We start from the raw sequence: 19,904 nt of genomic DNA, 5'->3' as shown, positions 1-19,904 counted from the left end.
GGCCCCCCCCCCCCCGCCGCGCGCCCCCCCGCGGGGCCCGGGGCCGTTGAGTATTGGGGGCACAAACCCCCCCCAAAACCCCCCACGGCCCCGTTGCCAGCGGAAACCTGCTGCTCGGGGGCGGGTCACTGCCAGAACCAGGACTGTTCCCGGACCTGGCGGTAGGCCTCACGGCGGCGTTCCGGGTCGAGGCGCTGGATGTAGACCATGCCGTCGAGGTGATCCGTTTCGTGCTGCAGGCAGCGCGCCATCAGGCCGCTACCCGACACCGTGACCGGCTCGTTGTCCAGGTCCACGCCGCGCACCACGGCGTGCTGGGCGCGGCGGGTTTCGAACCCGAGCCCGGGCAGCGACAGGCACGCCTCGACGTCGTCCTGCACCTCGTCGGAGAGCTCCACGACCTCCGGGTTGAGCACGTAGCCGATCTCGCCGTCGACGCGATAGCTGAACGCTCGCACCCCGACTCCGATCTGCGGCGCGGCGACCCCGGCGTGCCCGGGCGCGTCGACGGTGTCCAGCAGGTCCGTGACGATCGAGCGCAGCCGCTGGTCGAAGACCGTGATCGGCTCGGCTGCCATGCGCAGCACCGGATCGCCGAAGCGCCGGATCGGTCGGAATGCCACCGCTGAACCTCCTCGCAGTTCCGGCGCCACCCTAGCGACGCGCGCCGCGCCGGATCGGGGAAGATGGTTCCTCGTGTCCGAGCACTCCCGCAAAACGCGTCCCACCGTTCCGCCCGGCCTGCTGGTGATCGACAAGCCGGCGGGGATGACCTCGCACGACGTCGTGTCGCGGGTTCGCCGCATCATGGGCACCCGCCGGGTCGGGCACGCCGGGACGCTGGACCCGATGGCCACCGGCGTGCTGGTGCTGGGCCTGGAGCGGGCCACGAAGCTGCTCGGCCACCTCGCCCTGGACACCAAGGCGTACCTGGCCACGATCCGGCTGGGCGCGGTCACCACCACCGACGACGCCGAGGGCGACGTGGTGTCCGAAGCGGACGCCGCCGCGGTGGACGAGCAGGCGATCCGGGCCGGGATCGCGGAGCTGAGCGGCGACATCCAGCAGGTGCCCAGCGCGGTCAGCGCGGTGAAGATCAACGGTCGCCGCGCCTACGAGATGGTGCGCAACGGCGAGACCGTCGAGCTGGCCGCCCGGCCGGTCACGGTGTCGCGCTTCGACGTGCTGGCGCTGCGCCGCACCGAGCGCACGACCGACCTGGACGTGCTCGTCGAATGCTCGTCGGGGACTTACGTGCGCGCGCTGGCGCGCGACCTCGGGGCCGGGCTCGGCGTCGGCGGGCACCTCGCCGAACTGCGCCGGACCCGGGTCGGCCCGTTCGGGCTGGCCACGGCGCGCACCCTGGACCAGTTGGAGGCCGAGCCCGGGCTGTCGATGGGCCTGGACCAGGCGGTCGAGGCCGCTTTTGCGCGCCGCAACGTGGATGCCACCACCGCCCGCGCCCTCTCCCACGGCCAGGTCGTGCCGGCCGCCGGCGTCGAGGGCACGTACGGGATGTTCGATCCGGACGGTCGAGCGGTCGCCCTGGTTCGCGACCGCGGCCGGACCGCGAAGCCGGTGCTGGTGATCATTCCGGCGAACTGAGCCATTTCGGTCGAACCGACTTCGATTCGCAAGCAGTTTCGGTGACCCGGGTCACATCTCTGGAACCCGGGAAGACGTCGCTCGTCCCACGGGCTAGTCCGATCCAGTGACGACAGACGTTGGGAGCAGCATGCGCAAGCGATTAGTCGGGGCGACCGTCGTGTTGGCGGCGGGGTTGGCGCTGAGCGGCTGTGCGGCAGGCGGCGCGACGGGCGGAGCGCCGCAGCAGGCGACCAGCGGTGGCTCGCAGGCCGAGAGCAAGCCGGTCGAGGCCAGCGCAGGTCAGCAGCAGGCGACCGCCGAGGAGACGTCCGGTTCCGGCTCGAACTCGCCCGGGAACGCCGGTGACCGCCCGTGCGAGGCGTCCGACCTCGATGCGAAGTTCGTCACCTCGGAGAACTACGACGGGCGCCCGAGCAGCGGCCTGTTCAGCGTGACGAAGAACAGCGACAACATGACTCCGTGCGTGCTTGACGGGTACCCGGAGATCGAGGCGATGCGCGGCTCCGAAGGCGGCGCGACCATGCCGATCACGGTCCAGCAGGTGACGGCCGACGGCGCGCAGCCGATGCGGCTGGACGGGCAGGGCGGTTTTGCCAGCTTCAACATCACCTGGACGACCTCCGGCGACGACGGCGGGTGCGACATGCCGGGAGCGCTCTCGGTGCGGCTGCCGCAGGCCGGTGCCCAGGACATCGAGGTGCCGGTCAACCAGGGCGGCGACAACTCGATGCGGATCTGCGAGAACCACGAGCTCCAGGTCCAGCCGTTCGGTGACTACACGAACTGAGCCGTTCACGCCGCCCGTGCCGCGCGACCCGCGGCACGGGCGGTGGCGTTCCGGCTGTCGGGTGGCGGCGCAGTAGGCTTCCTGGTCGTGCAGCGATGGCGTGGTTTGGAGCAGATTCCCGGTGGCTGGGGCCGGTGCGTGGTCACCATCGGCGTCTTTGACGGGGTGCACAGGGGGCATCAGCAGCTGATCGCGCACGCGGTGCGGCAGGCTCGCCGCCGCGACGTGCCCTGCGTGCTGATGACCTTCGACCCGCACCCGTCCGAGGTGGTCCGCCCGGGTAGTCACCCGGCGCAGCTGACGACCCTGCGGCGCCGCGCCGAACTGGCCGAGCAGCTCGGCGTCGACGTCTTCTGCGTGCTGCCGTTCACCCGCGAGATCTCCCGCGTCCCGGCCGAGGAGTTCGTGCACGCGATGCTGGTGGAGCGGTTGCACGCGGCGGAGATCGTGGTCGGCGAGAACTTCACCTTCGGCCACAAGGCGGCCGGCAACATCGAGCTGCTGGCCAAGCTCGGCGAGCGGTTCGGCTTCGAGGTCGAGTCCGACGCGCTGGTGTCCGGGCCGGTGCAGCGCGCAGACGACGCGGCGGGCCCGTCGGTGACCTTCTCCTCGACCTACATCCGTTCCTGCATCGACGCCGGCGACGTCGTCGCGGCCGCCTCCGCGCTGGGCCGCCACCACCGGCTGGAAGGCATCGTGGTGCGCGGCGCCGGGCGCGGTGGCAAGGAACTCGGCTTCCCCACGGCGAACCTGTCCACCCCGCCGCACGCGGCGATCCCGGCCGACGGCGTGTACGCCGCGTGGTTCACGCACCGCCGGCGCGGCTCGATGCAGCCGGGCGAAACGCTGCCCGCGGCGGTGTCGGTGGGCAGCAACCCGACGTTCTCCGGCACCGAGCGCACCGTCGAGGCGTACGTGCTGGACATCGACGCCGACTTCTACGGAGAGCACGTCGACCTGGACTTCGTGCAGCGGCTGCGGTCGATGGAGCGCTACGACACGGTCGAAGCGCTGATCGAGCAGATGCACCAGGACGTCGCCGAAACCCGGCGGATCCTGGCCGTGGGCGGGTGAGACGGCATGCCGAACGCCCGAACGGGGCAACCGCGTCCGGCGCGCGGCGCACCACGATCGGAACGCTTTTCGGATTCCCGGCCACGCCCGGCCGGTGACCTGGCAGTATTCAGGGCCGGATCAACAGCCGTCCGCGGCCGGGTCGGCGCCGACACGGGGGGAACGAAGGTGGCGGAGAACAGCAACGTCCAGCGGAACCTCGCACTGCAGCGGCAGTGGTACGGAGAGCCGCTGGGGGACCGGGTGCGCCGCCTGGTCGTTGCGTTCCGCATCTCGCAGGCCCAGCTCGCGGAAGTGCTCGGCATCAGCGCGCCGATGCTCAGCCAGGTGATGAGCGGGCGCCGGGCCAAGATCGGCAACCCGTCGGTGCTGGCCAGGCTGGTAATGCTGGAGCGCAAGGTGCTCATCCCGGGCGTCGCCGCGGGCGAGGCGGACGCGATCAAGCAGGCGCTGGAAGACGTCCGGCAGTCGCGCCCGTCGGTGGGCCGCGACAACCTGCCGGTCATGCGCTCCGCCAACGGCGAGGAGGCCGCCTGGCCGGTGCTGCGCGAGGTGGCCAAGCCCGGCGAGCTGGCGGCGGCGGCGTCGCTGCTGGAGGGCCGCTACCCGGCGTTGGCGCAGCTGCTCCGCCGCGCCGCCAACGGCGACGACTGAGCTTCCGCGGGCGAGGTGCCGCCGGGCGGGCGCCGGGGGAGTTCACGGACACTTGGGTATGCGTTTGTTCACCGCGCTGTGGCCGTCGGAGGAGGCGGTGCGGCACCTGGCATCGGCGGTAGACCGGCTCCACCCGGACCGGGTGGCCGAGGCGACCACGGGCCTGCGCAAGTTCCGCTTCACGCCCTCTTCGCGCTGGCACCTGACGCTGTGCTTCCACGGCGACGACGCCGACCAGCAGCGCGTGACCGACCGGCTCGACCAGCACGTCGCCCGGCTGCTGGAGACCGACCCGGCGCCGCCGCGCCTCCGGCTGGCCGGCGCCGGGACGTTCCGCGGCGTGCTGTGGGTCGGCGTCGAGCCGGAGACCGACTCCGACGACGCCGCGCTGCGCGCGCTGGTGCGCGCGGCCGGTGGCGATGCGCACGATTACACCGCGCATCTCACCATCGCCAGGTGGGCCGCCGGGCGCGCCGACCGCGAGCTGCTGCCCGGGCTGCTCGCCGGCTACGCCGGGCCGTGGTGGCGGTCGCGTGAACTCTCGGTGGTGTGCAGTGACCTGCGGGAAGTCGGCCGCGAGTACCGGACGGTGCACCGGGTGGCGGTGACCCGCGAGATGCCGGGTTAGCCCGGTCGCAGCAGCTCTCCCTGTTATCCTGATGTGTGGAACGGCTGCAGTCCGTGGTGGCCGCGTCCGGTCGACCAGGCGTCGACCCGCCACCCGATCGATTGATCGGGCGTCGCTGACACGGGACATTGAAGGAGAGTCAACTCGTGGCGTTGTCCACTGAAGACAAGAAGCAGATCCTGGCCGAGTACGGCCTGAAGGACGGCGACACCGGTTCGCCGGAGGCCCAGGTGGCCCTGCTGACCAAGCGGATCGTCGGGCTGACCGAGCACCTCAAGCAGCACAAGCACGACCACCACTCGCGTCGTGGTCTGCTGCTGATGGTCGGTCGCCGCCGTCGGCTGCTCAACTACCTGACCAAGGTGGACATCGAACGCTACCGTTCGCTGATCCAGCGACTCGGTCTGCGTCGTTGACGAACACCGGGGGGAGCGGCCAGCGGGCCGCTCCCCTTGGTGCATGAAGAACGGACGGCGCCCGGAGCGCCGTCGCAACTGAAGAGCGCTCACGGTGGCACGCACCGGACAGGCGTCCGCCGGTCCTCGGTAGTGGCTGCCGGGCAAGTCGTCGCAACAGACGTTCCCGGGGGCTTCGATCGATGGCCGGCCTCGTCGGACCACGATCCGGATGCTCCTGCCGTGGGCCTCGTGAAACCGAGGAGTCAACCTTGACTGAACCCCAGATCGACGAGGGCGTCTACGAAGCCACCGCCGTGCTGGACAACGGCGCGTTCGGGACCCGGACCGTCCGGTTCGAGACCGGCCGGCTGGCCAAGCAGGCCGCCGGCAGCGTCGTCGCCTACCTCGACGACGACACCATGCTGCTGTCCGCCACCACGGCGTCCAAGCAGCCGAAGGAGCACTTCGACTTCTTCCCGCTGACCGTCGACGTCGAAGAGCGGATGTACGCCGCGGGCCGCATCCCCGGCTCGTTCTTCCGCCGCGAGGGTCGCCCGTCCACCGACGCGATCCTGACCTGCCGGCTGATCGACCGGCCGCTGCGCCCGTCCTTCGTGGACGGCCTGCGCAACGAGGTCCAGGTCGTCGTCACCGTGATGAGCCTGGCGCCCAGCGACCTCTACGACGTGCTGGCGATCAACGCCGCGTCGGCGTCCACCCAGCTGTCCGGTCTGCCGTTCTCCGGCCCGATCGGCAGCACCCGGATGGCGCTGATCGACGGCCAGTGGGTGGCCTTCCCGACCCACGAGCAGCTCGAGCGGGCCGTGTTCGACATGGTCGTCGCGGGCCGCATCGTCGGCGACGACGTGGCGATCATGATGGTCGAGGCCGAGGCCACCGACAAGACCGTCGGGCTGGTCGCCGGTGGCGCGCAGGCGCCGACCGAAGAGGTCGTCGCCGCAGGCCTGGAGGCCGCGAAGCCCTTCATCCGGACCCTGTGCCAGGCGCAGCAGCAGCTCGCGGGCGCCGCTGCCAAGGCCGTCCAGGACTTCCCGGTGTTCCCGGCCTACGCCGAGGACGCCTTCACCGCCGTCGAGCAGGCCGTTTCCGGTGAGCTCGCCGAGGCGCTGAAGATCGCCGGCAAGCAGGAGCGCGAGAGCCGGCTCGACGAGATCAAGGCTTCGGTGCTGGAGAAGGTCGGCACCGGCGAAGGCCAGCAGTTCGAGGGCCGCGAGAAGGAGGTCGGCGCCGCCTTCCGGTCGCTGACCAAGAAGCTGGTGCGCCAGCGGATCATCCGCGACCAGGTTCGCATCGACGGTCGCGGGCTGACCGACATTCGCAGCCTGTCCGCCGAGATCGGTGTGATCCCGCGGGCCCACGGCTCGGCGCTGTTCGAGCGCGGCGAGACCCAGATCCTGGGTGTGTCCACGCTGAACATGCTGCGCCTGGAGCAGACCATCGACTCGTTGTCCCCGGAGACGACGAAGCGGTACATGCACCACTACAACTTCCCGCCCTACTCGACCGGTGAGACCGGCCGGGTCGGCAGCCCGAAGCGGCGCGAGATCGGCCACGGTGCGCTGGCCGAGCGCGCGCTGATGCCGGTGCTGCCGACGCGCGAGGAGTTCCCGTACGCGATCCGCCAGGTCTCCGAGGCGCTGGGCTCCAACGGGTCCACCTCGATGGGCTCGGTGTGCGCCTCGACGCTGTCGCTGCTGAACGCGGGCGTGCCGCTGAGGGCGCCGGTGGCCGGCATCGCGATGGGCCTGGTGTCCGACGAGGTCGACGGCAAGACCCACTACGTGGCGCTGACCGACATCCTCGGTGCCGAGGACGCCTTCGGCGACATGGACTTCAAGGTCGCCGGCACGAAGGACTTCGTGACCGCGCTGCAGCTGGACACCAAGCTGGACGGCATCCCGTCCGAGGTGCTGGCCCAGGCGCTCGGCCAGGCCCGCGACGCCCGGTTCACCATCCTCGAGGTGATGGCCGAGGCGATCGGCAAGCCCGACGAGATGAGCCCGCACGCCCCGCGGGTGACCTCCATCAGCATCCCGGTTGACAAGATCGGCGAGGTCATCGGCCCGAAGGGCAAGATGATCAACTCGATCACCGAGGAGACCGGCGCGGAGATCACCATCGAGGACGACGGCACGATCTACGTCGGTGCCGCCGACGGCCCGTCCGCGGAGGCCGCGATCGACAAGATCAACGCCATCGCGAACCCGCAGCTGCCGAAGGTCGGCGAGCGCTTCCTGGGCACCGTGGTCAAGACCGCGGCCTTCGGCGCGTTCGTCTCGCTGCTGCCGGGCAAGGACGGCCTGGTGCACATCTCCAAGCTGGGCAACGGCAAGCGCATCGGCAAGGTCGAGGACGTGGTGAACGTCGGCGACAAGCTGCGCGTGGAGATCGCCGACATCGACAGCCGCGGCAAGATCAGCCTGGTGCTGGTCAGCGACGAGGCCGAGAAGGCCGAGGGCGAGGCCACGCCGGAGGCCGAGACCCCGGCGGAGTGACCGATCGGCGCGCGTGACGCGCTGTCCAATGCGGCCCGTCCTGGATCTCCGGGGCGGGCCGTACGGTTGTCGTCAACTCACGATGTCGCGACGACACCAAAGGTGGTTGGTGTTTTATAGCGGCGGCAGCCGCTTGCGGTGTGGGACTCAACCCGCACCGCCGCGGGTTCTCAGATGTCTCCTCGCGAGGACAGCCCCGACGTGGTGAATTGGCATTCATGATGTCGGGGATCCCACAGCAAGGGGGCATCTGAGGTTCCGCTACCCGCACCGCTACGCAAACCAATTTCGAAATACTCTCTAAAGGGACATGAAGAAGCAGACACGCGCCGGGTACCTGCAGCGTCCCGGAACCACTCGAATCCTCGGCGGCAACGGCGACGCGGCCGTCCGCCGAACGGTGTTGCCGGGCGGCTTGCGGGTGGTCACCGAGCCCGTGCCCGGCGTGCGCTCGGCCTCCGTCGGCATCTGGGTCGCGGTGGGTTCGCGCGACGAGGGCCGCCCGCAGGCCGGTGCCGCGCACTACCTGGAGCACCTCCTGTTCAAGGGCACCGCCAAGCGCACGGCGGTGGACATCGCGCAGGAGATCGACGCGGTCGGCGGCGAGCTGAACGCCTTCACGGCCAAGGAACACACCTGCTACTACGCGCACGTGCTCGACCGCGACCTGCCGCTGGCGATCGACATGCTCTGCGACGTGGTCTTCGACGCGCTGAACGCGAAGTCCGATGTGGACGTCGAGCGCAGCGTGGTCCTGGAGGAGATCGCGATGCGCGACGACGATCCCGAGGACCTGCTGCACGAGCTGTTCACCTCGGCGGTGCTCGGCGACCACCCGCTCGGCCGCTCGGTGCTGGGCACCGAGGACTCCATCACCGACATGACCCGGGCCCGGGTGAACGGCTTCTACAAGCGCAGCTACGAGATGCCGAAGATAGTCATCGCCGCCGCAGGCAACGTCGACCACGGCCGGGTGCTGCGGCTGCTGCGCAAGGCGCTCGGCGACCGGCTGGACGGCGAAGTGCTGCCCGCGCCGCCGCGCACGGGCCGGGCGCGGCTGCCGAAGCAGAAGTCGCTGGCGCTGCACACCGACGACACCGAACAAGCCCACCTGCTGATGGGCTGCCGCGGCTTCGACCGCTACGACGAGCGCCGCTTCGCGCTCGGCGTGCTCAACGCGGCGCTGGGCGGCGGCATGAGCTCACGGCTGTTCCAGGAAGTCCGGGAGCGGCGCGGCCTGGCCTACTCGGTGTACTCGAACACCACGGCGTACTCCGACGCCGGGACGTTCTCGGTGTACGCGGGCTGCACCCCGGACCGGCTCGGCGAGGTCGCGACGGTGATCCGCGGCGTGCTCGCCGGCGTCGCGGCCGACGGGCTGACCGCGGACGAGGTGGAGCGCGGCCGCGGGCAGCTGCGCGGTGGCCTGGTGCTCGGCCTGGAGGACAGCGCTTCCCGGATGAGCCGGATCGGCAAGATCGAGATGAACTACGGCAGGCACTTCACGGTCGAGGAGACCCTGGAGCGCATCGACGCGGTCACCGTCGACGACGTGGCGGAGCTCGCGGCCGAGCTGCTGCGCCGCCCGCTGACCACCGCCGTCGTCGGGCCGTACGACTCGTCGGCGGACCTGCCCGACGGCATGTGAGTCACGTCCTCCCGGCCAAGGGCTCGTGAGTACTTTGGGCCGCTATAGAGCCTGTTTCCAAACTCGCCCTGATATAGCGGTGCGGGTGGCGGCCCCCCTGCGGGAGTCACCGCGGTCTTCTCGCTGTGGGATCCCCGACATCGTGAATGCCAATTCACCACGTCGGGGCTGTCCTCGCTGGGAGAACCCCGGAGGGGTGGGCATCGTGAACCCGCGGCGGTGCGGGTTGCGTGGGTGGGCTAAGCGGCTGCGCCGCTTCAAAGACAAAACGCCCGCGTTACGACATCCGCACGTCACCACATCCGCACGTCACCACATCCAAAACAGCCTCTATAGCGCTCCGAAGTGCTCACGGGCACTGACCAGGCGAAACGCGATCCGGGTGCGCCTCGGCGCTGGAAAACGCCGGTGCATAGACTCGCGGCAGTGCGGCGTCGAGGTGGAAAGGTAGTCGTCACGTGAACAGCCCGATCAAGGTCGGCGTGCTGGGTGCCCGCGGGCGGATGGGCTCCGAGGCGGTTCGCGCCGTCGGCGAGGCCCCCGACACCGAACTGGTCGCCGCGATCAACCGCGAGGACGGCCTGACCGGGCTGGTCGACGGCGGCGCCCAGGTCGCGGTCGATCTCACCCACCCCGACGCGGTGCTCGACAACATCCGGTTCTGCGTCGAGCACGGCATCCACGTGGTGGTCGGCACCAGCGGGCTCGGCACCCCGGAGCTGGACACCGTCCGCTCCTGGCTGGCCGACCGGCCGGAGGTCGGCGTGCTGGTCGCGCCGAACTTCGCGATCGGGGCGGTGCTGTCGATGCGGTTCGCCGAGCTCGCCGCGAAGTTCTTCGAATCCGTGGAGATCGTCGAGCTGCACCACCCGAAGAAGGCCGACGCGCCGTCGGGCACCGCCGCGCGCACCGCGCAGGTGATCGCGCAGGCGCGCGCCGATGCGGGCCTCGGCGAGGTGCCGGATGCGACGACCAAGGAGCTCGACGGCGCCCGCGGTGCGGACGTCGACGGCGTGCGGGTGCACTCGGTGCGGATGACCGGGCTCGTCGCGCACCAAGAGGTGCTGTTCGGCACCGAGGGCGAGACGCTGACCATCCGGCACGACTCCTACGACCGCCGCTCCTTCATGCCCGGGGTGCTGCTGTCGATCCGCGAGGTCGGCTCCCGGCCGGGCCTGACCATCGGCCTCGACGCGCTGCTGGGGATCTGAGTGGCCCGCAAGCTGATGACCCCGCGGACGTCCGCGTTCGTGGTGGCGATCGTGCTGCTGGTGTACCTGGTGCTCATGGGCGGCCGCGCGGTCACCATGATCACCAGCGGGCAGCCGGTGTTCATCGCCCTCGGCGTGGCGGTCTTCGTGCTGCCGGTGCTCGGCGCGGTGCTGGTCGTCGACCAGTTGCGGTTCGGCGCGAGCACGGAGCGGCTCGCGCAGCGGCTTTTCGACGAGGACGCGCTGCCGGACGTCTCGCACCTGCCCCTGCGGCCCTCCGGCCGCGTCGAGCGGGAGGCGGCGGACGCGTACTTCGACGAGAAGCAGGCCGAGCTCGAAGCCGCGCCGAAGGATTGGCGGCGCTGGTTCGCGCTGGCGCAGGCCTACGACCTGGCCGGCGACCGCAACCGCGGTCGCAAGGCGATGCGCCGCGCGATCGAGCTGGAGCGCGAAGAATCCGCGCGGTGACGCGGTTTTCGCTACTCGCCCCCGTCGCGGGACCGTCCCGGCGTGATCAGCCCGGTTTCGTAGGCCAGCACCACGAGTTGCGAGCGGTCCCGGGCGTCCAATCTGGACAGCAGTCGGCCGACGTGGGTTCGCGCGGTCGCCGGGCTGATGAACAGCCGCTCGGCGATCTCGGCGTTGGAGCATCCGGCGCCGACCTCGGCCAGCACCTCTAGCTCCCGCTCGGTCAGCCCGGCCAGGCGATGGACGTCGAGCGAGCGGGAGCTCGCCGCCGCGGCCCGCATGACGCGGCGGGTGACGCCGGGAGACAGCAGCGCCTCGCCGCCTGCCACCACCCGCACCGCCTCGCGCATCTGCTCCGGCGCGGTGTCCTTCAGCAGGAAGCCCGCCGCCCCGGCGCGAACCGCGTCGAGGATGTTCTCGTCGGTGTCGAACGTGGTGAGCACGACCACCTGGACCTGCCGGAGCGCGGGATCCGCGACGATCCGGCGGGTCGCGGAGAGGCCATCGCCGCCGGGCATCCGGATGTCCATCAGCACCACGTCGGGCCGTAGCCGCGCGACCTCCGCCACGCCGGCCTCACCGGTGGCCGCATCGCCGACGACGGTGATGTCCGGCGCCCGTTCCAGCAGCGCCCGCAGCCCTTCCCTGATCAAGTGCTGGTCGTCCACCAGCACGACCCTGATCACGGCTGCTCCGCGAGCGGAACGTGCGCCTCGACCACGAAACCTCCATCCGGCCGCGAGCTCACCCGCAGATCTCCGCCGAGCAGCGCCAGCCGCTCGCGCATCCCGATGATGCCCCAACCACCCCGCGCCGCGCCGAGGTCGGCGCCGCGACCGTCGTCGCTGATCCGCAAAGCCAGCTCGGCGGTGCGGTAGCCGAGTTCCACAGTGACGCTGCCCGCGCCGGAGTGCCGCAGCACGTTGCTCAACGCTTCCTGAACCACCCGGTAGGCCGTCCCATCCGCGATCGCCGGCAGCCGCCTCGGCTCGCCCTCGGTGCGCGCCTGCACGTCGATCCCGGCGGCCCGGACCGGGCGCAGCAGCGCATCGAGCTGATCCAAGCCCTCGATCGCGGTGTCATCGTCCTCGGGATCGCGCAACGCGCGCACTGTCGTCCGCAGCTCCTGCACCATGTCGCTGCACGCGCCCCGCGCGACGACCAGCGAACGCTCGGCGGCGTCCGGGTCGTCGCGCAGCGACTCCCGCGCGACATCGGTGTGCAGGGAGATCACCGACGTGGTGTGCGCGAGCAGGTCGTGCAGGTCACGCGCGATCCGCAACCGCTCCTGCTCCACGCGGCGGGCCGCCTCCCGCTCCTGCTCCAGCTCCGCTGCTCGCGCCTGCCGGTCCAGCTCGGCGCGCCAGCCGCGCCGCGATCGGACGCTGTCGCCGAGCGCGACGACAGCCGCCATGAGCCCGGCGGAACTGGTGAACTCGAAGCCGAGCACGAAGGCCGGATCGTCGCCCGTTCGCAGCCGGGCCACCGTGGAGATCAGCAGCAGCGCCACCGCGACCCCGCTCGCGATCCGCAGCCTGCCCTGCTCCGCCGCCGAGTACAGCGCCGCGGCCACCGGCACGGCGAGCCCGATCGGCGGGTATGAGAGCACGTAGTACGCGAGCAACGCGACCGTCGTCACCAGCAGCGTCCCGACCGGCCACCGGCGGCGCACCAGCATCAGCACGGCGAACAGCGCGCTGAATCCGTACGCGCCGATGCCCGGCGGTTCCGATCCGCCGACGTTCGCGGTGATCGCCGTGCCGACTACCACCAGCACCAGCATCGCCAGGCCGGTGTCGACCGCTAGCTGCCGCCGGTCGCTCGGAGCGTCCACGTCGCCGGATCTCCCTTCCATGCGAAACATCAGTGCTTCCGGAAGCCCGGCACCGCCTTCGCGATCACCCAGCCGACCATGCCGGTACCAGCGCCGACCAGCACCCCGGTCACGAGACTGCTCAGGAAGGCGAACGCCCGCAACAACAATCTCTCGGCCGTAGGCGCCAGCGCACCGGCGAGATTCCCGCCGAGGATGGGCGCATCACCTCCGAATGCTTGCGCCCAGAGCAGCTGGTGCACAACGCCCAGCAGAACGCCGTAGATGACGCCGACGATCAGCAGCGTGCGGAACGCGTTGGGCACCCGAAGCCACAGCACGACCGCCAGCCAGACCGCGATGGGCACGAACACGAGCAACGCGTTGACCAGCGTGCCCGCGAGGCGGAGATCGTGGGCGACCACCCGCGGCACGCCGAGCAGCGCCAACCCGAACACCGCAGACAGCGGCATGCCGAGGGATTCCCGGAATCGACCGAGCATCAGCGCACCTCTTCCCGGTGGTAGCGGAGGAAACCGATGAACGCCGTCGTCGCGGTCACGGCGCTCGCCGCCAGCCGGAACCAGTGCCCGGTCTCGAACTCGACCGCGACCTGCCGCAGGAATTCCGCGGAATGCACGGCGATGCCCTCGGTGAACATGATCTCGTTGCGCGGCCAGAAGTAGAGCGCGGAGAACAAGAACTCGCCGCCCAGCAGCGAAGCCAGGCTGCCCGCGAGCCACCGGCGCGGCACCGGACTGCGCCACAGCAGGACGAGGCTCGCCGCCGTCGCCAGCACGGTCACCGCCCCCATGGGCGGGAAGAAGTCGGCGGGCCCGGTGATCTGGAAGAACTCCACGGCACCGGCCAGCGACCGCGGCGGGTCGTGGAAGACGTTCGGGTAGATGACGATCGTCTCGACCGCGATCCCCCCGAACGCCACCATCGCTATCCAGACGTAGGCCCCGGCGATGCCGAGGGAAAGGGCGCGCCTGCGCAAGGCTCCTCCTAGGGGCGAAACATGGTGCGTCCGAAGCTATTCGGGCAGCGTGCCCACGTCGTCGGCCTGGAAGCTCCCGCGTCGTACGCATCTCGACGTACGCCGGTGCTTCCGCGCCGGTCCGAAGTGGACCGCTTCCTGGTGCGCCGCAACGGCGGCGGCATCGCGGGCGATCCTCAGGCACAATGGGTGCAGGCGCGCGGACTGCGGCGGTTTTCGGGATTTGTGAAAGAAATACTTCGTGGTGGCGGCAAGATATGGTTACATTGTTAACCCCTCTACCGCTCTTCGGGTGAACGCGAACGCGTGCTGCGCTTTTCCGGGTAACGATGTTCGGCGATCTCACCAAGTGGTTGGGCCATTGACAGCGTCACCGGTAATCCCGATCATTTCAGCCATGTCTAGGTTCGCCACTCTGGTGGCTCGCCTGCATGTCGATTTGGTGCAGCAGGCCAGCGCGCTCTGTTGCGCCTGCTAGAGCTCTCCTCTCGCGGAACCGGGCCTGGCGTGACAATGCGGGTTTCCCCCGGTCCGATGTGTTCCCTTCGGTATCGCCGTTTCCTCCCCTAGCGCGCGCGTTTTCCGACGTGCGGCCGGTGGCGTTCCGGCATGCCTTCAGTCGGGTGATTCCACGGATTCTCGGAGCACAAATGAAGATACGTTTTCGCAGATGGCCCACCGGGCTGGCCGCCGTGCTGCTGGCGGTCGGTGCGGTCACGCTACCCGTCCAAGACGCCTACGCAGATGTCGAAGTGTCGACGCAATCGGTCAAAGGCGCCGACGGCAAGGACTACACGGTCACCAACCACCTGGTGAAAAGCGCGCTGGAGAAGTCGCAGTCCGACGGCAAGCGCAAGGAATGGCTGCTGGTCTGGGCCGGTGACGAGAACATCGCCGACACGGTCGTCCCGGACGTGCGGAACCTGCCCGGATCGCTGGGCGGCGGCGTCGGCAAGGTCTCGAACGCCCTGCCCGGGCCGGACTTCCTCGCCGTCATCGACGCGACCCCCGGATCGCCCGGATACGGCCAGGTCGTCAACACCATCACCGTCGGGCCACTGGTGGAGAACGAGCCGCACCACATGCAATACGTGTGGCACAAGGGCGACACCATCTACGCGGGCGCGCTCTTCGGCGCCGCCACCTACGCATTCGACGTGGCCGCATTGCCCAACGTGAAGCTGAAAGGCATCAGCCTGCCGACGCAAACGCTCGGCGGCTCGGTTCCCGACGCCTACTGGGTGCTCAAGGACGGCACGGCGTACGCGACCTATATGGGCGGACCGGTCGCGCCCGGCCCGTACCGGTACGACGACGGTTCGGTGCACATCGGCAACGGATTCGCCGGGAGCCCCGGTGAAGTCGTGCGCTTCGACGAGAACGCCAAGGTGCTCTCGCAGTCCCCGGCGGCGACGCCCGGCGGTGACAACGAGAAGCTGTGCGCGAACCTGCCGAGGCTCGGCGAGGCGACCTGCGCCAACCCGCACGGCATCCAGGCCCGCGAGGACCTGAACACGCTGGTGACCGCCGACTACGTCGAGCCGCGCAACATCATCCTGGACCCGGTGAAGGCGCCGTCGCCGTACTTGCGCCGGCCCACCGTGCGCACCTGGGACATCTCCGACCGCAACCACCCGAAGCTGAAGGCGGTGTCCTACTTGCCGGACGGGCCCCGCGCCGACCCGGCCGACCCGCTGCACCAGGAAAGCCGCGCGGTGATGGAGACGACCGTCACCAACCTCCCCGGACACAAGGGCGCCTTCGCCCAGACGATGCAGGGCGGCGCGGTCTTCTACACGCCGGACATCACCGCGGCCGAGCCGCACTGGCGGCAGGTCTTCGACGACGGCACGGCCAACCCCGGCTTCGACGCCGCCAACGACCGCAACGGCGGCAGCTCCAACGGCGGCTGGATCCAGACCAGCCCGGACGACCGCTTCCTGTACCGGGCGATCCAGGGACGTCAGCCCGGCACGTTCGGGCCCGACGACCCGGGCACCACGGGCGGCGTCTACGCGCTGGACATCTCCAAGCTCGTCGGAGCCGGCGACGACTACAAGTGCTCGATCGACACCAAGGAGGAGGCCGAGCACGGCGGCGCCGAAGCGGACTGCCCGACGCTCGCCGGCGCCACCCCGATCAACCCCGGAAAGCCCGGCGCCGGACCGCACTGGGGCGCGTACGACAACTTCGTGCTCGGCCAGGACGGCTTCTACCAGGAAACGCAGCAGCCGCAGCGGCTGGCGGTGTCGAACTACTTCGTGGCCCGATCCGGCCTGGACGGCGACCACAAGGTCAACATCGTGAGCCTGGGCAAGGACGGATCGGTGTCGGTCGACGACGACTTCCGCGACGAGGTCACCGGTGAGGTCGGCGTGAACTTCAACCGGCGGTCCTGGCCGCACGGCGAGTTCGGCAACGCCAAACCGCACTCGGAGCTGTTCGTGGTCGCCGACGGCGACGTGAAGTAGACCGCGCACCCGGTGGAGCGCCTCACCGGGAAGGGGAGCGGCGATCTCGCCGCTTCCCGGCGCGCGGCAAGCGGCGATCCCACCCGAAATCGTTCGGAACCCAAGCGAGAGAACGCGAGTGGCTGATGGAGAACATGCACTCCCACACCGGGGTGTCCAGTGTGGATCTGCTGGCCTTGGTGCTGCGGATTCTCCTGCTGACCAGCACCGCGGTGGTCGCGGGCGTCGGCCTGCTGCGCGCCGTGGTGACGGTGCCGCCGTGGCTGGCCTGGACCGCCGGCGGCATCGCCGCGTTGGCCAGCGGGTGGTCCGCGGCGGTGCTCGACATCAACATCGGTTTCGCGGTGGCGCACGCGATTCTCGCGCTGGCGGTGCCGATCGCGTTGCGATGGCGGGCCGCCTCGACGTATCTCGGGTTCGCGCTGGCCCTGCTGCTGATCGCCGAAGCCGGGCTCGGGCATTCGTCACTCGCGTTCTTCCTCGACACCGTGTTCGCCGCCGTCGCCGTGGTCTGGTTCGGCTTCGCCGTCGGAACCTGGCGGCACGACAGCGGACTGCGGCCCTGGCCGGTGGCGCTGACCGCGGCGTTGGCGCTGGCCGGGGCTGGACTCGGACAGCTGCTGATGTCGGGGCTGCTCGACCGGCGGCTGGTGGACAGCGCCTACGGCCTGCTGCTCGTCGGGCTGCTCGCGGCGTCGCTGGGAGTTCTGGTGCTGACCGCGGTGCTCCGCGACGTCCAGCGGGTCTACCGGCTGGGCGCGGTGGGAGTTCTGGCCGCGGTCGTCACCTGGACCGCCCTGCCAGGCATCCCGCAGCCGCACGACCTGGCGGTACCCGGCATCCCCAGGCTCGCGTCGGCAGCCGGGACGCCGGTGCTGGTCAGCCCGCACCGGCCGGGGCGCAACCTGGTGCACTTCCCGGCGAGCGCGGGACTGGACGTCGTAGTCGAATCCGGCGGCCGGATCTCCCGGGCCGCACCGCGACCGGGCAGCACGGGAACCTGGGCCGAGGTCGAATTGGCCGGCGGCCGCAGCGACTTCGTGGTTCGTCGCGGGGCGGAGCAGGGCACGGTGGACGTCGACACCGGCGAGCTCCCGGCGCTGCCGGACGCCGTCGCCGCGGACGGGCCGGAATGCGCAAGCGCCGCGTTGGGCGGCATCGCCGCCGGAGCTCCGTCGGTTCTGGACAGCTGCCCGTCCACAGAATTGTCCACAGAGGACGAGGATGCGCTGCGCAAGCAGGTCGGCTACCTCGCCGCGGCCGAGGTTCCGTCGATCGCCGTGATCAGCGACGAATCGCCGCGCTCCCGAGCGGCCGCCGACGCGGTGATTTCCCAAGCACAGCAACGCGGCCTGGCGATTCGGGATGATCCCGGCGGCGCGCTGCTCGTCGTCTCCGGCTGGTCGCGCGCCGCGGAAGCCCTCGAATCCAGCAACAGCGGGCCGGGCTACATCTACGGCGTCCACCTAGCGCCGTGGCTGCTGCACGGGCCGGTGGTGAACGCCGTGGCCGGCTCGTCCATCCCGCTGCGCTTCGATCCCCGCGACGAGCGCTCGCTGACCTACGGCATGACGCTGGCCGGTGTGTTCGGCGGCGAACCGCCTTCGCTCGCCGGATTCCGCCGCTGGCTCGCGGCGCGGCAGGAGAACCTCACCGGCGAGGTCACGATCTACGCCTCCGCCCAGGTGGACGTGATGCGGATGGCCAACCACCCGCACGGGAGTTCCGCCGCGGGCCAATGGATCCCGCAGGGCACCGTCGTCGCCATTTCCGGACCCCTTCCGTCCTGACCCAGAACCAGGAGTGCTCATGTCTGTTGTGGACGTATCGCGTCCGGTCGTCCCACCGGTGCAGGCACCACCCGCGCAGCGCGGCGTCGTCGCGATCGGTGTCGCGGTAGCCGTCGTGGTGGGCCTGGCCGTCAACAACGCCGCCGGCTGGAAGCTCACCGTGCTCTACGCGGTCGGCCTCGCGCTCGGGCTCGTGCTGTTCCATTCCCGGTTCGGCTTCACCTCGGCGTGGCGGCAGCTGGTGACCGTCGGCCAAGGCCGGGCGATCCGGGAGCACATGCTGATGCTGGGCGTGGCGTGCCTGCTGTTCTCCGTGCTGCTGGGCAGCGGCGTGAGCCTGTCCGGGACACCGGAAGGCAGCGTGGCGCCGGCCGGGCTGGGCGTGGTGCTGGGCGCATTCCTGTTCGGCGTCGGCATGCAGGTCGGCGGCTCGTGCGCCTCCGGGACGCTGTTCGCAGTCGGCAGCGGGCAGACCGCGATCCTGTTCACCCTAGGCGGTTTCATCGCCGGCTCGGTCGCGAGCGCCTTCGCCGCCGACTGGATCAAACTGCTGCAGAACACCGGTCCCAGCGTCTCGCTCGCCGACACGCCGCTGGGGCACGCCGGAGCTCTGCTCATCTCGCTGCTGGTCATCGGCGCCATCGCCGGCGCATCGGTGCTGGTGGAACGCCGCCGGACACCACCGCCTCTCGAACAGCCGCCGACCGAACGCGGCGTGCTGCGGGTGCTGCGCGGCTCCTGGCCGTTATGGGTCGGGGCGCTGCTGCTCGCCGGACTGAACGCGCTGACGCTGTTCGTGTCCGGGCACGCCTGGGGAATCACCTCGGCGTTCGGGTTGTGGGGCGCCAAGATCCTCGGCTGGGTCGGCATCGACATCTCGGGCACGCCGTTCTGGAGCGTGCCGGAGAACGCCGCGAAGCTCTCGGCTTCCGTGCTCACCGACCGGATTTCGGTGATGGACTTCGGGATCATGATCGGCGCGCTCATCGCCGCCGCCCTGGCCGGAGCCTTCACCCTGCACCGCAAGATCCCGTGGAAGCTGGCGGTCGGCGCCGTGCTCGGCGGCGTGGTCATGGGGATCGGCGCCCGGCTCGCCGGCGGCTGCAACATCGGTGCCTACTTCTCAGGAGTGGCCTCGTTCAGCCTGCACGGCTGGCTGTGGGGCGCGATGGCCCTCGTCGGCACCTTCGCGGGTGTCGCGCTGCGTCCGCTGTTCGGGCTCTCCAATCCCAAACCGTCCGACTCGGTCTGCTGATCCGCCGCGCGGAAAAACCGCGTGGAACACCAAGAAATGGAGGAACCATGGCCAAATCCATCCGCAGGTTCGCCGCGGCGACCGCGGCCGCGCTGGCCGCCTGCCTGCTGACCGGTGGCGTCGCCACGGCCGAGCCGATCTGGGTGCTGCCCGGCGTCGACCTGGGTGCGGTGCTCGGCCCGACCGTTCAGCTGCCCACTCAGTTGCTGCAGCCCGTCTTCGACGTGCTGGGCGGCTGAGAATCCGACGATCGATCAAGCCCGAAGCCGAATTGGGAGGAAGAACATGAAGCGGATCGCAGGACGTGCCGTTGCGGCCTCGTTGCTGGCCGGAGTCGCATTGCTCGGCACCGGCCCGGCGGCCCTCGCCGAGGCACCGCGGGAGGACGGCGTGGCAGTCGTCGACGAACCCGACACCGGCGACCTGAACAACAAGTGGACCTTCGCGCCGCTGGGAGTGCCGGTCTTCGGCCTGATCGACTCGATCAGCGGCGTCCCCAAGCGCCTCGGCCTGCTCTGAGCCGCGCCCGGGTGCCTTCGCTGGGCACGGGGCCGTGAGTCTTTTGGGTTGCTGCAGCAACCCA

At 70.4% G+C, this 19,904-nt stretch carries 21 protein-coding genes; 16 read left to right on the top strand and 5 right to left on the bottom strand.

Annotated features, from left to right (window positions below):
- Positions 1-125: 125 nt before the first annotated feature.
- Positions 126-623 carry a peptide deformylase gene (locus AB0I53_RS31040; RefSeq protein WP_358610770.1) on the bottom strand — a complete coding sequence of 166 codons (498 nt, stop codon included), beginning with the start codon at positions 621-623 and terminating at the stop codon, positions 126-128.
- 73 nt (positions 624-696) lie between these two features.
- Between AB0I53_RS31040 and truB the strand changes: the two genes are divergently transcribed.
- The 10 genes from truB (at position 697) to AB0I53_RS30990 (ending at position 10,992) form a co-directional block, all read left to right on the top strand.
- Positions 697-1,605, top strand: coding sequence for a tRNA pseudouridine(55) synthase TruB (truB, locus tag AB0I53_RS31035; protein WP_358610767.1), 909 nt, complete (start codon positions 697-699; stop codon positions 1,603-1,605).
- Between the two features lie 130 nt (positions 1,606-1,735).
- Positions 1,736-2,395 carry a DUF4232 domain-containing protein gene (locus AB0I53_RS31030; protein ID WP_358610764.1) on the top strand — a complete coding sequence of 220 codons (660 nt, stop codon included), beginning with the start codon at positions 1,736-1,738 and terminating at the stop codon, positions 2,393-2,395.
- Between the two features lie 87 nt (positions 2,396-2,482).
- Positions 2,483-3,469 (top strand): bifunctional riboflavin kinase/FAD synthetase, encoded by a 987-nt coding sequence (locus tag AB0I53_RS31025; protein WP_358610761.1) that lies wholly within the window; start codon positions 2,483-2,485, stop codon positions 3,467-3,469.
- A gap of 168 nt (positions 3,470-3,637) precedes the next feature.
- Positions 3,638-4,123, top strand: a complete 486-nt coding sequence (locus tag AB0I53_RS31020; protein WP_358610758.1) for a helix-turn-helix transcriptional regulator — start codon at positions 3,638-3,640, stop codon at positions 4,121-4,123.
- 58 nt (positions 4,124-4,181) lie between these two features.
- The gene (locus AB0I53_RS31015) at positions 4,182-4,751 is read left to right on the top strand and encodes a 2'-5' RNA ligase family protein (RefSeq protein WP_358610755.1); all 570 of its coding nucleotides are present in this window, start codon (positions 4,182-4,184) and stop codon (positions 4,749-4,751) included.
- A 146-nt stretch (positions 4,752-4,897) separates the two neighbouring features.
- Positions 4,898-5,167, top strand: a complete 270-nt coding sequence (gene rpsO, locus AB0I53_RS31010) for a 30S ribosomal protein S15 (protein WP_093261676.1) — start codon at positions 4,898-4,900, stop codon at positions 5,165-5,167.
- Between the two features lie 251 nt (positions 5,168-5,418).
- Positions 5,419-7,665 carry a polyribonucleotide nucleotidyltransferase gene (locus AB0I53_RS31005; RefSeq protein ID WP_358610752.1) on the top strand — a complete coding sequence of 749 codons (2,247 nt, stop codon included), beginning with the start codon at positions 5,419-5,421 and terminating at the stop codon, positions 7,663-7,665.
- Positions 7,666-7,975: 310 nt separating this feature from the next.
- Positions 7,976-9,313, top strand: a complete 1,338-nt coding sequence (locus tag AB0I53_RS31000) for a pitrilysin family protein (RefSeq protein ID WP_358610749.1) — start codon at positions 7,976-7,978, stop codon at positions 9,311-9,313.
- A gap of 458 nt (positions 9,314-9,771) precedes the next feature.
- Entirely contained in the window at positions 9,772-10,524 is a 753-nt protein-coding gene (dapB, locus tag AB0I53_RS30995) for a 4-hydroxy-tetrahydrodipicolinate reductase (protein WP_358610746.1), read from the top strand.
- 15 nt (positions 10,525-10,539) lie between these two features.
- Positions 10,540-10,992, top strand: a complete 453-nt coding sequence (locus tag AB0I53_RS30990; protein WP_358610885.1) for a hypothetical protein — start codon at positions 10,540-10,542, stop codon at positions 10,990-10,992.
- An 11-nt stretch (positions 10,993-11,003) separates the two neighbouring features.
- Here AB0I53_RS30990 and AB0I53_RS30985 read toward each other — a convergent pair whose 3' ends face one another.
- From AB0I53_RS30985 to AB0I53_RS30970, 4 genes are read right to left on the bottom strand one after another with little or no spacing between them, the layout of a single operon-like run.
- On the bottom strand, positions 11,004-11,678 hold the full coding sequence (locus AB0I53_RS30985) for a response regulator transcription factor (RefSeq protein WP_358610743.1): 675 nt from the start codon (positions 11,676-11,678) through the stop codon (positions 11,004-11,006).
- Positions 11,675-12,826: a sensor histidine kinase gene (locus AB0I53_RS30980; protein ID WP_358610740.1), complete on the bottom strand. Its 1,152-nt coding sequence runs from the start codon at positions 12,824-12,826 to the stop codon at positions 11,675-11,677. Before AB0I53_RS30980 ends, AB0I53_RS30985 begins: the two co-directional genes overlap by 4 nt.
- Positions 12,827-12,855: 29 nt before the next feature.
- Entirely contained in the window at positions 12,856-13,308 is a 453-nt protein-coding gene (locus tag AB0I53_RS30975) for a hypothetical protein (RefSeq protein WP_358610737.1), read from the bottom strand.
- On the bottom strand, positions 13,308-13,805 hold the full coding sequence (locus AB0I53_RS30970) for a DUF1772 domain-containing protein (protein WP_358610734.1): 498 nt from the start codon (positions 13,803-13,805) through the stop codon (positions 13,308-13,310). Before AB0I53_RS30970 ends, AB0I53_RS30975 begins: the two co-directional genes overlap by 1 nt.
- Before the next feature lie 21 nt (positions 13,806-13,826).
- On the opposite strand from AB0I53_RS30970, the gene AB0I53_RS30965 reads away from it, so the two are divergent.
- The 6 genes from AB0I53_RS30965 to AB0I53_RS30940 all read left to right on the top strand — a co-directional run bounded on the left by AB0I53_RS30965 (position 13,827) and on the right by AB0I53_RS30940 (position 19,840).
- The gene (locus AB0I53_RS30965; RefSeq protein WP_358610731.1) at positions 13,827-14,078 is read left to right on the top strand and encodes a hypothetical protein; all 252 of its coding nucleotides are present in this window, start codon (positions 13,827-13,829) and stop codon (positions 14,076-14,078) included.
- A 377-nt stretch (positions 14,079-14,455) separates the two neighbouring features.
- Entirely contained in the window at positions 14,456-16,276 is a 1,821-nt protein-coding gene (locus AB0I53_RS30960) for a hypothetical protein (RefSeq protein WP_358610728.1), read from the top strand.
- A gap of 134 nt (positions 16,277-16,410) precedes the next feature.
- A complete protein-coding gene (locus tag AB0I53_RS30955; protein WP_358610725.1) occupies positions 16,411-18,066 on the top strand; it encodes a hypothetical protein in 1,656 nt (551 codons plus the stop codon).
- A 19-nt stretch (positions 18,067-18,085) separates the two neighbouring features.
- The gene (locus AB0I53_RS30950; protein WP_358610722.1) at positions 18,086-19,321 is read left to right on the top strand and encodes a YeeE/YedE family protein; all 1,236 of its coding nucleotides are present in this window, start codon (positions 18,086-18,088) and stop codon (positions 19,319-19,321) included.
- Between the two features lie 47 nt (positions 19,322-19,368).
- Positions 19,369-19,560, top strand: a complete 192-nt coding sequence (locus AB0I53_RS30945; RefSeq protein ID WP_358610719.1) for a hypothetical protein — start codon at positions 19,369-19,371, stop codon at positions 19,558-19,560.
- A gap of 46 nt (positions 19,561-19,606) precedes the next feature.
- A complete protein-coding gene (locus tag AB0I53_RS30940; protein ID WP_358610716.1) occupies positions 19,607-19,840 on the top strand; it encodes a hypothetical protein in 234 nt (77 codons plus the stop codon).
- Positions 19,841-19,904 lie beyond the last annotated feature (64 nt).

It is taken from the genome of Saccharopolyspora sp. NPDC050389 (assembly GCF_040655595.1).
Classification (GTDB): domain Bacteria; phylum Actinomycetota; class Actinomycetes; order Mycobacteriales; family Pseudonocardiaceae; genus Saccharopolyspora.
The sequence above is the reverse complement of the archived record's forward strand: the minus strand, read 5'-3'. Positions and strand labels throughout refer to the sequence as shown.